Consider the following 11656-nt stretch of genomic DNA (forward strand, 5'->3'; position numbering starts at 1 on the left):
CCGGAGCTAGGAGTTGGTGCTTCGCAACCCCAGCCTCTCAGCACCGCCCCGGGTGAACAACCTTCATAGCTTCGACACCTAGACCTTCGGGTCTAGGCTGCGTCCGCCGCCCACAGATGCTGGGCGGCGTAGGCGCGCCAGGGGCGCCAGGCCTCGGCGCGCGCCAGCAGCTCCTTCGGAGTCGGCCGCACGCCGGCCTCATCCGCCAGCGCGCGCATCAAGCCGATGTCGGCGGCCGGGAAAGCGTCCGGCTCCCGCATCTGGCGCATGGCGATGTACTGCGCCGTCCACTCGCCGATCCCGGACAGACATTTCAGTTGCCCCACCGCCTCCTCCAGGCTGCGGCGGGTGCTGAAGATGTGCGGATCGGTCGCCACCGCCGCGGCCAAGGACGACAGGGCAGCGCCCCGCGTCCTGGGCATGCCCAGCGCTGCAATGTCCGCCGCCGCCAGACACTCGGCCGTCGGGAAGACGTGGGTCAGGCCGGGGAAGTCCGGATCGAGGCGCGTCAGCGGCTCGCCATAGGCCGCAACCATCTTTCCGGCCAGATTGATCGCCGCAACCACCGTGATCTGCTGACCCAGCACGGCCCGCACCGCCAGCTCCAGCCCATCCCACGCGCCTGGCGTTCGCAGGCCCGGCCGCGCGGCGATCAGGGGCGCGAGCACGGGATCGGCGGAAAGATGACGCCCTACAGCGTCCGGATCGACCGCCAGATCGAACACCCGCCGCAGCCGCGCGATGATCGCCGGCAGGGAAGACAGCTTCGGGAAGCGGATCGTCGCCTTCAGGGCGTTCGTCTCGCCCGGCTCCACGGCGACCAGCCCCTGGGCGCCGTCCAGATCGATGGTTCGGATGTAGCGGCTGGCCTCCACCACCTCCACGCCCGGTATGGCGCGGACGCGCAGGAAATCCAGCATCGCGCTCCAGTCATAAGGCGGCCGGTAGCGCAGCAGGATGGTCACTTCGCCCAGCGGACCGGACGAGACGTCGCCCTGGGCCCTGCGCAGGCTGCTGGGCGGACGGCCGAACAGTTGCTGGAAGGTCTCGTTGAAACGCCGCACGCTGCCGAAGCCCGAGGCCAGGGCGATCTCGCTCATAGGCAGGCGGGTCTCGTGGATCAGTTGCTTGGCCAGCAGCACACGCCGGGTCTGGGCCACGGCGATGGGCGACGCGCCGAGGTGGCTCTTGAACAGCCGGCGCAACTGCCGCTCGCCCATGCCGAGACGGCCGGCCAGGGTCTCCACATCCGCATTGTCCAGGGCCCCCGCCTCGATCAGGCCCAGGGCCCGCGACACGGTGCTGGACGATCCGCGCCAGGCGCCCAGGTCCGGCGCCGTCTCCGGACGGCAACGCAGACAGGGGCGGAACCCGGCCTCCTGCGCAGCGGCGGCGGACGGATAGAAGATCATGTTCTCGCGCTTCGGCGTGCGCGCCGGGCAGATCGGGCGGCAGTAGATGCCGGTGGTCTTCACACCCCCGAAGATGCGCCCATCGAAGCGGACGTCGCGGGTGGAGACAGCGCGGTAGCAGGCGTCTTGATCGAGATCCATGGTTCAAGCCTGCGCCTTGTCAGCCCGCCTGTCTGGCGGCTTTCGGACATGTCTGTACGTCTATCCTTCGCGTCCGAAAACCGCGAGCATCGTTGCGAGGCCTGCGCCATGATGCCGAGCATGAGCACCCTGATCTTCCTCTCCGAGACGCTTGAGACGCCCGTCGGGACCCTGATCCTGCTGACGGATGGTCAAGATCGTCTGCGCGCCCTGGATTGGGTCGACTACGAAGAGCGGATGCTTCGGCTGCTGAGATCCCAGTACCGCCAGCCGGCGGCGATCAAACCCCGGGCCGGCGCGCCCTCAGCCGCCAGCCACGCCATGCGCGCCTATTTCGCCGGCGACCTGTCGGCCATCGACGGTCTGGTCACCGAGACCGGCGGCACGGACTTCCAACGCGCGGTATGGAAGGCTCTGCGGGACATCCCGGCTGGGCAGACCGTCAGCTACGGCGCCCTCGCGGCCGCCATCGGCAAGCCCAAGGCCGTGCGGGCTGTCGGCGCCGCGAACGGAGCCAATCCGGTTGGCGTCGTTGTCCCCTGCCACCGGGTGATCGGCTCCAACGCCTCGCTCACCGGCTATGGCGGCGGGCTGGAGCGCAAGCGCTGGCTGCTGGCCCATGAGAGCGCGCCGCACCGCTGACGCGCACGACCGATTGTCGTCCGCCTCCGCGTGTGGGATGAACCGCTCGAGGGTGGGGCTCGGTGCAGTTCAGTGAAGCAGATCAAGGGCGGCGCGTCAGGGCGCTCTAATCCCGTCAAACGCAAGCGCCGCGTGGCGTTTCTCTACATCGCCCAATGGCACCAGATCCTGCACAGCATCACCATTGCGGTGGAGCTGGCGCGCGGCTGGCCCGAGATCGAAGTTCACGCCCTGGCGGTCACGCCTCGGCACCTGACCTACCTGCGCGAGGTCATCGCCAAGCTGGGCGGCGCACCGATCAAGCTGAAGCTCCTCGGGCCCGCGCCGTTGCGCAAGCTGCGCCGTCCCGGCGCCTCCACCCCGCCCAAGGCCTTGATGCTTGCGGCGAACCTGCGCGTGCTCGCCCGCTACGACGCCATCGTCACGCCCGAGCGGACGACGGCCATGGTCCGCCGCCTGGGCCTGACGCGGCCGCAGTTGATCTACACCCAGCATGGCGCCGGCGACCGGGGCGGCCCGTTCGAGCCGCGCCTTGGCGTCTTCGACCTCGTCATGGCCTCTGGACCGAAGTACCGCGCCCGCATGGTCGACACCGGCCTCGTGGCGCCGGAACGATGCGCCGTGGTGGGTTATCCGAAGTTCGACCTGATCGACGCCGTGCCGCCCAGCGAGACCCGGCTGTTCGCGAACGACCGGCCGACCGTGGTTTACAATCCTCACTTCGATCCAGAAATCAGCTCCTGGCCGGCCTGGGGCATGCAGGTTCTGGAGCAGTTCGCCGCCCAGGACCGCTACAATCTGGTCTTCGCCCCGCACATCCGTCTTTTCGACGGGGCCAACATTCAAGACCGCGCAAGGCTGGCGAAGTTCAAGGGTCATCCCAATATCCGCATCGACTTGGGCGGGCCGGCGACCATCGACATGACCTACACCACCCTGGCGGACGCCTATCTGGGCGACGTCAGCAGCCAGATTTACGAGTTCCTCCGCAAGCCCCGGCCGGCGGCGTTCCTCAACGCCCATGGCGTGGCCTGGCGCGACAACCAGGACTACCGCCACTGGGCGTTCGGTCCGGTGGCGGAAAGCGTCGACGACGTGCTGTCCACGGTCGATCGCGCCTTCGCCGAACGGGCGGCCTATGAACCTGAGCAGCAGGCTGGTCTCAGCGAAACCTTCGACCTGCGACCAGAACCCTCATCCCTGCGCGCGGCCCAGGCCGTTGCGAAATGCCTCGAGAAGGCGCAAACGCGGCCATCATGACCAAGGACACCTCCCCCGCCGCTCTCGAGCGGATCCGTGACGCCGCCCTGCGCTACGACCTCGGGCGCATGGATATGAAGCGCCTGACCATCGTCTATTTCACCTATCCGGCCGTGCTGGTTTACCTGGTGCTGTCGGCGGCGGCGATCTGGGGCGCGGTGGCGACCAGCGCCGGCGTGCAGCCGTGGCGCCTGCTGGCGGCCTTCGCCGCGGCGCAATTCCTGTATCCGGTCGTTTGGTACGGCCTGCACCGCTGGATCCTGCACGGCCGCTGGCTGTACCGCATGAAGTGGTCGGCCACCCTGTGGAAGCGCATCCACTACGATCACCACCAGCAGCCCAACCGCATGGACGTGCTGTTCGGTTCGCTGACCAATACCCTGCCGACCATCTCACTGGCCACGGTGCCGGTGGGCTATCTGATCGGCGGCTGGAGCGCGGCGTTCACGGCACTGGCCACCGGCCTGCTGATGACCTGCGTGTACGAGTTCTGCCACTGCATCCAACACCTGAACTACATCCCGAAGAACAAGTGGCTGGCCCGCATCAAGATGCTGCACATGGCCCACCACTTCCACAACGAGAACGGCAACTACGGGATCATCACCTACTGGCCCGACGCCCTGCTCGGCACGCTGTATGGCGCCAAGGAGCGCCCGCGCAGCCCGACGGTGTTCAACCTGGGCTATGACGGCGAAGAGGCCGAGCGCTACCCCTGGGTCGCCGAGCTTTCCGGCGACACGCCCCGGCGCTAGGACAAGGTGCAGATCCCGACGACAGGCCTGCTGCGCCGCGTCCTGACCAATACGGGGGTCCTCCTCGGCGGTCGGGTCGTAAACGCAGTCATCAGCCTCGCCTACATGGCGGTGGCCGCCCGCGCGCTCGGCGCGTCGGGCCTGGGCGTGCTCGTCCTGATCAACGCCTTCGCCCAACTCATGGGCGACGCGGTGAAGTTCCAGTCCTGGCAGACCGTGCTGAACTATGGCGCGGCCCCCTTCGCGGAGGGGCGCAAAGCCGACTTCCAGCGCGTGGTGCGCTTCACAGTGTTCCTCGACATCGTCAGCGGTCTGGTCGGCGTTGTGCTGGGCATCGCCGGCGCCATCGTGTTCGACGAGGAGCTGGGCTGGACCGTCGCCCAAGCGCCGGCCGCCGCGCTCTACGCCCTGTCGATCATCGCCATGGCGCCGGCGACGCCGCTTGGCCTGCTGCGCCTGTTCAACCGCTTCGACCTGATGTCGGCGCAGTTCGCCATCCAGTCCGCGGTCCGTCTGGCTGGCGGGCTGATCGCCTGGTGGATGAACGCCCCGCTGGAGGCCTTCCTGCTGGTCTGGGCCGCCGGCACGGTGGCCCAGTTCGTCTATCTCGCCATCGTCTCGGTGCGTGAGATGGCTCAACGCAACCTGCTGTCCGACTGGAGCTGGAAAGGCCCGCTGACCGCCGGCATGCCCGGCGCCTGGCGCTTCGCCTGGGCCACAAATTTCAGCGCCACCGTGGACGTCATGTTCACCCATGTGGTCACCCTGGTGATCGGCGCGGTCATGGGGCCGGCGCCCGCCGCCCTGTGGCGCGTGGGCCGGCAGGTGGCCGACGCCCTGGCCAAGCCCGCCAAGCTGCTGATCCCCGCCCTCTATCCGGAACTGGCCCGCCTGCGCGCCGCCAAGGGCGAGGCTGCCATGACCAAGCTGGCGGTCCAGGTCGGCCTGTTGGGCGGCGGCATCGCCACGTTGCTGCTGGTGGTCACCATCTTCGCGGGCGGACCGATCCTCACCATCGTCATGGGGCCGGCTTTCGCTGACGCCGAGGAGGTCATGGTCTGGCAGGTGGCCGCCGCCGTGGTCGCCATCTGGGCCCTGCCGTTGGAGCCGATGCTTGTCTCCCTGGGTCAAGCAGGCGCCGCCTTGCGCGTCCGTTTGGGCGTCTGCGTCCTTTATCTTGGCCTGCTGGTTCCGGTCGTCCGCGCCTGGGGGCCGAACGGCGCCGGCGCCGCACTTGTCGGCGCGGGGATACTTATGGGCCTGGGCATGCTATGGGCGCTGCGTCGCGGCCAACGCCTCAATCCCGAAATCAAACCACTTGATAGCGCTGTCTAAAGCGCGCGAAACCCCGACTGATGATCACGCCCACAGCTCCTGACCGCGCCCTGCGCCACGCCGACTTCGCCACCCTGACGGAGGCGCTCGACTACGCGGCCACCTGCACGACAGGCATGAACCTGTATTCGCTGCGTGGCGAGCTGGTCGAAGCCCTGCCCTATTCGACCCTGCGCACCGACGCCCTGGCCATGGCCCAGCGCCTGCTGGCCAGCGGCCTGAAGCCGGGCGACCGCGTGGGCCTGATCGCGGAGACGGACGGCGACTTCGTGCGCGGCTTCTTCGCCTGCCAATATGCCGGCGTGATCCCGGCGCCCCTGCCGCTGCCCGCCGCGCTCGGCGGCCGCGCCCCCTACATCGCGCAGATCGCCCGGCTGCTGCAGTCGGCGGACGCGGCGGCCGTGTTCGGCCCCGAGGCGATGCAGGAGTTCGTCAAGGAAGCGGCCGAGCAAGCCGGGGTGAAGACCTATGGCCTGATGCGGGATCTGCCCCAAGGCACGGCCGAGCTGCCCGCCATTACGCCGGACAGCCCCTGCTATCTGCAGTTCTCGTCGGGCAGCACGCGCTTCCCCACCGGGGTTCTGGTCATGCACCGCGCCATGATGGCCAACGCCGTGGCCATCACCCGCGACGGGCTGAAGGTGAAGGCTGAGGACCGCGCGGTTTCGTGGCTGCCGCTCTATCACGACATGGGCATGGTCGGCTTCCTGCTCAGCCCGATGTCGAGCCAGATGTCGGTGGACCTGCTGCCCACCGGCGCCTTCGTCCGCCGCCCGCTGTTGTGGCTGGACCTGATCACCAAGAACGGCGGCACGATCACCTACAGCCCGAGCTTCGGGTTCGAGCTGTGCGCCCGCCGCGGCGAAAGCGCCGCCATCGACCATCTGAACCTGTCGGGCCTGCGCATCGCCGGCATCGGCGGCGACATGATCCGCATGAAGCCGCTGCAGGCCTTCGCCGAGACCTTCGCCAAGGTGGGCTTCGACAAGCGCGCCTATTTCGCCAGCTACGGCATGGCCGAGGCGACCCTGGCCCTCAGCATGGCCCCGCTGAACGGCGGCCTGGTCGCCGAAGCGCTTGACCTTCACAAGCTGGAGCATGACGGCGTCGCCGTGGCGGCCGCCTCCGACGTTCCGGCCCGCGCCTTCGCCCGCTGCGGCCCGGCCTTGCCGCATCACGAACTGGAAGTTCGCGACATCGACGGTTCGGTTCTGCCCGAGCGCCGTGTCGGTCGCATCTACGCCCGCGGCCCGAGCCTGATGAAGGGCTACTTCCGCCAGCCCGAGGTCACGGCCGAGGTGCTGTCCGAAGACGGTTGGCTGGACACCGGCGACCTTGGCTACTTCGTCGAGGGCGAGATCGTCATCACCGGACGCGCCAAGGACCTGATCATCCTCAACGGCCGCAACATCTGGCCGCAGGACCTGGAATGGACCGCCGAGGCGGAGATCTCGACCCTGCGCAGCGGCGACGTGGCCGCCTTCTCCGTGGCCGGCGAAGGCGAAGAGGCCATCGTGGTTCTCGCCCAGTGCCGCAGCTCCGATCCGCAGGTGCGCAGCGCCCTGACCGAAGAGATCGCCAACGTCCTGCGCGTGCGGCACAGCATTGAGGCGCGGGTGCAGTTGGTGGGTTCGCACGCCCTGCCGCAGACCTCTTCGGGCAAGCTGAGCCGCTCCAAGGCCAAGGCCAGCTACATCGCCGGAGCCTTCACGCCGGAAGCGGCCTGACATGGCCCTGGCGGCGGTCACCGGCGCCACCGGGTTCCTCGGCCGCCATCTGGTCCGCGCCCTGACCAAGGCCGGGTTCGAGGTCCGCTGCCTGATGCGCCGCGACCCGGTGCATCCCCTGTGGCGGAATATCGAACCTGAGCTGGTGCTAGGGTCGCTGTCCGATCAGGACGCCCTCGACCGCCTCTGTGACGGCGCCGATGTGGTCATCCACTGCGCCGGCCTCATCAAGGCGCGCAGCCGGGCCGAATTCGACGCCGTGAACCTCGACGGCGCCGTGGCCGTGGCCCAGGCCGCGATCCGCAAGGTGCCAAAGGCCCGGTTCCTGCTGATCTCCAGCCTCGTCGCACGCGAGCCGCAGCTTTCCCACTACGCCGCCAGCAAGCGGGCCGGCGAAGAGGCCGTGGCCAAGCTTCTGGGCGAGCGGCTGACCGTGGTGCGCCCGCCGGCCATCTACGGCCCTGGCGACATCGAGACCTTCGCCCTGTTCAAGGCCGCCGCCACGGCGCCGCTCTTACCGGTGTTTGATTCGCACGCCCGCATCGCCCTGGTGCATGTGGAGGACGCGGCGGCGCAGATCACCGCCGTGGCGAGTGATGAGAAACCAGGCGCCTTGGCGACCCTGTGCGACGAAAATCTCGCCGGCTACAGCTGGGTGGAATTGATGGAGGCCGCCTCGGCGGCGGTCGGCCGCAAGCCTATTCTGGTCAAGCTTCCCGGAGGCGTTGTGAAGCTGGTCGGCATGCTCGGAAGCCTTGCGGCCAAAGGAAGCAATGCCGCCATGCTGACCTCGGAGAAGGCCCGCGAAATCCTTCATCCCGACTGGTCAGTGTCGCTTAAAGAGCACAATGGGCGACTTCCCGCACCCCAATGGGGTCTGAAACCAGGTTTCGTGCAAACCGTGTCGTGGTATCGCAAGAACGGCTGGTTGCCCCCCCTTTAAATTTGACGTTCAACCGCCCACGTTTTTGTTACAATGGTGTCACGGCAGCGGGGGCTGTTGAACACCTTCACCATGCACGGGCTGGCGTCACCGTTGGAAACAGTAACCGATCTTACCCTTCGCGAAATTGGCCGCGCGGCTGAAACCGTGCTCGGCCGCAGCGTCGAGGTGTCCGAGGACACCGATATCATGCGCGATCTCGAAGTGGATTCCCTCGCTCTGATGAACATCGTCATGGAGCTTGAGGACGCGTTCGACCTTTCGATTCCGCTGGATCGTCTCGCCGACGTCCAGACCGCCGGCCAGCTCGCCGGCCTCATCAAAGACCTCAAGAAAAGAAACTAGGACATGGGCCTTTTCGACAAGCACCTGGCCTATGCCCAGGCCTACGAGGCTATCCGCAACGCCGGGGCTGATCCGTTCAACGTGAAGTTCGAACAGGTCCTGTCGCCGACCGAGGGGATCATCGACGGCCGCCGCACCATCCTGCTGGGGTCGCACAACTATCTGGGCCTGACCTTCGACCGGTCGGTGATCGAGGCTGCCTCCGCCGCGCTGCATGACAGCGGCGCCGGCACCACCGGCTCGCGCATCGCCAACGGCAACTTCGACGGCCACCGCAAGCTGGAGCGCGAGCTCGCCCGCTTCTACGGCCGCAAGCACGCCATGGTCTTCACCACCGGCTACCAGGCCAATCTGGGCATGCTGTCGACGCTGGTGGGCCGCGGCGACCACCTGATCCTGGACGCCGACAGCCACGCCTCGATCTACGACGCCTCGCGTCTGGGCATGGCCGAGGTCATCCGCTTCCGCCACAACGACCCGGAAGACCTCTACAAGCGCCTGAAGCGCCTGAAGGACGTCCCGGGCGAACGCCTGATCGTGGTCGAAGGCATCTACTCCATGCTGGGCGACGTCGCCCCGCTGAAGGAGATGGTCGCCATCAAGCGCGAGATGGGCGCTTACCTGCTCGTCGATGAAGCCCACTCCATGGGCGTGCTCGGCGAAAAGGGCCGCGGCCTGGCCGAGGTGGTGGGCGTCGAGGAAGACGTCGACTTCGTGGTCGGCACCTTCTCCAAGAGCCTGGCGGGCATCGGCGGCTTCTGCGTGTCCAACCTCGACGGGTTCGAGGTCATGCGCGTGACCTGCCGTCCGTACATGTTCACCGCCTCCCTGCCCCCGGCCACGGTCGCCTCGACCACCGCCGCCCTGCATCGCATGGAGTCGGATCCGGGCCTGCGCCAGCGCGTCATGAACAACGCCCAGCGCCTGTTCGACGGCCTGAACGCCATGGGCTTCGTCACCGGCCCGACCTGCAACCCGATCGTCGCCATCGCCCTGCCGGACCAACCGGTCGCCATCGGCGTCTGGAACGCCCTGATGCAGGCCGGCGTCTACATGAACCTGGCCCTGCCGCCGGCCACGCCGGACGCTCGCCCGCTGCTGCGCGCCAGCGTCAGCGCCGCCCACAGCGACGAGCAGATCGACGCCGTGCTGGCCATGTTCAAGCAGGTGGGCGAAACCTTCGGCCTGATCGACAGCGACGTGAAGCGCGCCGCCACGGCCTAAGCGCTTCAGACAGTTTGAAAAACGCGGAACGCGCCCGTCCTCAGGACCGGGCGCGTTTTGCTTTCCAGAGCCTCAGGATCGCACCCGGCGCCGCCAGCACCGGATGCCGTTCGCGCCAGGGGGTCAGGGGTACGGGCAGGCCCGTGTGCCGCTCGATCTTCCAGGCGGCGTAGCGTGCGGCCCCCTCGAAGGTGAAGGCGGCCTTGATCAGGCGCGCCACGTTCAGCGGCTTGCCCATGGTCCGGCGCAGGGCCCAGGCGCGCAGGATGCGGCGGCGCTCCGCCTCGCTGAGCTGCGGCGACAGCTCTCCGCTTGTCTCGGTGAACGCCAGGGCGTCAGCTCGCCACGCGGCGGTCAGACGCTCCGCATAGCGCGCGGGGTCGACGTCGAGGATCGAGCGCTCACGCCCCGGCGCCTCGACCCGCAGTTCGGCGGCGTAGGTCTGACGGAACAGGGCGGCCCAGAAATCATCGGCGGAGCCCTTCTCCGGCCCCAGCGCGGCGGCGAAGCGGGCGGCGGTGACGGCGGCCGCCGCGACGGCGCCCTCCACCTGCGGCCCGGCCACGCCGACGGCCGTCCAGACCACCCGCGTCGGCTGGACGAAGCGGGCCCAGATCGTGGTGTCCAGATGCCGCCCCTCGGCGGCGGCCCGAAACTGCTCCAGGCTCATGCTGGCGACCTTGGCCCGCAGGACGCATCCTTCAATCTCCAGCTCGTGATAGCTCACGTCCGGCCACAGCCAGCGGCTGGCCAGGCCGAACGGTCCGCGACGGCCCGGGCGGTCGTTGAGCAGGTAGTAGTCGAGCACCCCGTCCAGATCGCCGGTGCGCAGGATCGAGCCGTAGAACAGCACCGCCCGAACGCCGTCGCGCGTCGCCAGATGCTCGGCGAAGGCGCGGATCTGCGGCAGGACAGGCTGGCGAAGCTCTTCGCCGACGAGGGTGGACAGCTCGCTCATGGGGCGAGGAAGGTCACGGGAGCGGCCAGGCGGATTTCAACCGCACCGCCTGGATAAATCTCGCCATCGACCACGAAGGGTTCGGGAATCCACAGGTTAAGGACCTCGGCGTCGCCGCGGCGATAACCGGCGGCGGCCAGCTCTTCCGTACCCGTGCCCTTCAGCAGCTTGGGGATCGCCTTGTGGAGGCGGTTCGGCGGGGCGTCCACGTCCAGGTACTTCAGGCCATAACGCGGCTCACCGAAGGGCTTCAGCCCGAACGGCATGCGTTTCAGCGCAGTGGCCAGGAACACGAAGCGCGAGCGCACGTAGCCGGCCTCGCCGTCAGCGGCCACGCGCATCGGCACGCCGCCGCGCCAGGCATAGCTTTCGTCCCCGGTCAGAGTGCGGAACACCGCGCCCATCAGGGTCACCGCCACGGCCAGGTTATGGAACGCGCCCCAGGCGTGGACCGTCTGGGCCATGTTGGTGGCCCGCACGAAAGCGGCGGCTCCCATGATGAACCCCTGCAGCGGCGGATGCCCGCCTTCCGGCCAGGTGATCAGCATGGGCGAGCGCTGCTTGGTGACCGGCGCCTTGGCCTCGGCCTTCTTTAGGGCGTCCTGCAGCGACCAGTCGCGCGGGGCCTCCAGATCCAGGGCCAGCATGTTGGTCTTGCCCGACGGCAGCACCGCCACCAGCGGCTGACGCTTGCCGAACGCCTCGGGCATGGCGGTCAGCACTTCGCGCACCGTGCCGTCGCCGCCGTCGATGACCAGCAGAGAGACGCCAGCCTTGGCGAAGCGGCGCAGGGTCTCGGCCAGATCCTCCGGCGTGGAGGGCTCCGCGAAAAGGCATGCGCCGTCGCCCGCGCCCAGCGGGCCGACGCCCCGGTTGCCGTGGCTCTTGGGATTACGAATGACGCCGGGGATCAT

General features: G+C 68.3%; 11 protein-coding genes. 8 read left to right on the forward strand and 3 right to left on the reverse strand.

The window, feature by feature from the left end; all coding sequences use genetic code 11:
• Positions 1-92: 92 nt before the first annotated feature.
• Complete coding sequence (locus P7B02_RS19190) at positions 93-1553, reverse strand: DNA-3-methyladenine glycosylase 2 family protein (protein ID WP_277787975.1); 1461 nt, start codon at positions 1551-1553, stop codon at positions 93-95.
• Between the two features lie 120 nt (positions 1554-1673).
• Here P7B02_RS19190 and ogt point away from each other — a divergent pair, with 120 nt between their 5' ends.
• From ogt to spt, 8 genes are all read left to right on the forward strand, one after another.
• A complete protein-coding gene (gene ogt / locus P7B02_RS19195; RefSeq protein WP_277787976.1) occupies positions 1674-2195 on the forward strand; it encodes a methylated-DNA--[protein]-cysteine S-methyltransferase in 522 nt (173 codons plus the stop codon).
• A gap of 72 nt (positions 2196-2267) precedes the next feature.
• Positions 2268-3455 (forward strand): glycerophosphotransferase, encoded by a 1188-nt coding sequence (locus tag P7B02_RS19200; protein ID WP_277787977.1) that lies wholly within the window; start codon positions 2268-2270, stop codon positions 3453-3455.
• On the forward strand, positions 3452-4210 hold the full coding sequence (locus P7B02_RS19205; RefSeq protein WP_277787978.1) for a sterol desaturase family protein: 759 nt from the start codon (positions 3452-3454) through the stop codon (positions 4208-4210). The genes P7B02_RS19200 and P7B02_RS19205 overlap by 4 nt, the downstream gene beginning before the upstream one ends.
• 6 nt (positions 4211-4216) lie before the next feature.
• On the forward strand, positions 4217-5545 hold the full coding sequence (locus P7B02_RS19210; protein ID WP_277787979.1) for a lipopolysaccharide biosynthesis protein: 1329 nt from the start codon (positions 4217-4219) through the stop codon (positions 5543-5545).
• 20 nt (positions 5546-5565) lie between these two features.
• The gene (locus P7B02_RS19215) at positions 5566-7272 is read left to right on the forward strand and encodes a fatty acyl-AMP ligase (RefSeq protein ID WP_277787980.1); all 1707 of its coding nucleotides are present in this window, start codon (positions 5566-5568) and stop codon (positions 7270-7272) included.
• 1 nt (position 7273) lies between these two features.
• A complete protein-coding gene (locus P7B02_RS19220; protein WP_277787981.1) occupies positions 7274-8215 on the forward strand; it encodes an NAD-dependent epimerase/dehydratase family protein in 942 nt (313 codons plus the stop codon).
• 93 nt (positions 8216-8308) lie between these two features.
• Positions 8309-8560 carry an acyl carrier protein gene (locus tag P7B02_RS19225; RefSeq protein WP_277788037.1) on the forward strand — a complete coding sequence of 84 codons (252 nt, stop codon included), beginning with the start codon at positions 8309-8311 and terminating at the stop codon, positions 8558-8560.
• 3 nt (positions 8561-8563) lie between these two features.
• Entirely contained in the window at positions 8564-9784 is a 1221-nt protein-coding gene (gene spt / locus P7B02_RS19230) for a serine palmitoyltransferase (RefSeq protein WP_277787982.1), read from the forward strand.
• Positions 9785-9824: 40 nt separating this feature from the next.
• On the opposite strand, the gene P7B02_RS19235 is transcribed toward spt, so the two are convergent.
• Both P7B02_RS19235 and P7B02_RS19240 read right to left on the reverse strand, forming a co-directional pair.
• On the reverse strand, positions 9825-10742 hold the full coding sequence (locus tag P7B02_RS19235) for a hypothetical protein (protein WP_277787983.1): 918 nt from the start codon (positions 10740-10742) through the stop codon (positions 9825-9827).
• Complete coding sequence (locus P7B02_RS19240) at positions 10739-11656, reverse strand: diacylglycerol/lipid kinase family protein (RefSeq protein ID WP_277787984.1); 918 nt, start codon at positions 11654-11656, stop codon at positions 10739-10741. Before P7B02_RS19240 ends, P7B02_RS19235 begins: the two co-directional genes overlap by 4 nt.

The organism is Caulobacter segnis (assembly GCF_029543125.1).
Classification (GTDB): Bacteria; Pseudomonadota; Alphaproteobacteria; order Caulobacterales; family Caulobacteraceae; genus Caulobacter; species Caulobacter segnis_D.

What these genes read in the sequence shown, in the direction of transcription:
- P7B02_RS19215 (WP_277787980.1), top strand. Translation starts at nt 5,566, where the DNA reads ATGATCACGCCCACAGCTCCTGACCGCGCCCTGCGCCACGCCGACTTC.
- P7B02_RS19205 (WP_277787978.1), top strand. Translation starts at nt 3,452, where the DNA reads ATGACCAAGGACACCTCCCCCGCCGCTCTCGAGCGGATCCGTGACGCC.
- ogt (WP_277787976.1), top strand. Translation starts at nt 1,674, where the DNA reads ATGAGCACCCTGATCTTCCTCTCCGAGACGCTTGAGACGCCCGTCGGG.
- P7B02_RS19240 (WP_277787984.1), bottom strand. Translation starts at nt 11,656, where the DNA reads ATGATCCCCGGCGTCATTCGTAATCCCAAGAGCCACGGCAACCGGGGC.
- spt (WP_277787982.1), top strand. Translation starts at nt 8,564, where the DNA reads ATGGGCCTTTTCGACAAGCACCTGGCCTATGCCCAGGCCTACGAGGCT.
- P7B02_RS19190 (WP_277787975.1), bottom strand. Translation starts at nt 1,553, where the DNA reads ATGGATCTCGATCAAGACGCCTGCTACCGCGCTGTCTCCACCCGCGAC.
- P7B02_RS19220 (WP_277787981.1), top strand. Translation starts at nt 7,274, where the DNA reads ATGGCCCTGGCGGCGGTCACCGGCGCCACCGGGTTCCTCGGCCGCCAT.
- P7B02_RS19235 (WP_277787983.1), bottom strand. Translation starts at nt 10,742, where the DNA reads ATGAGCGAGCTGTCCACCCTCGTCGGCGAAGAGCTTCGCCAGCCTGTC.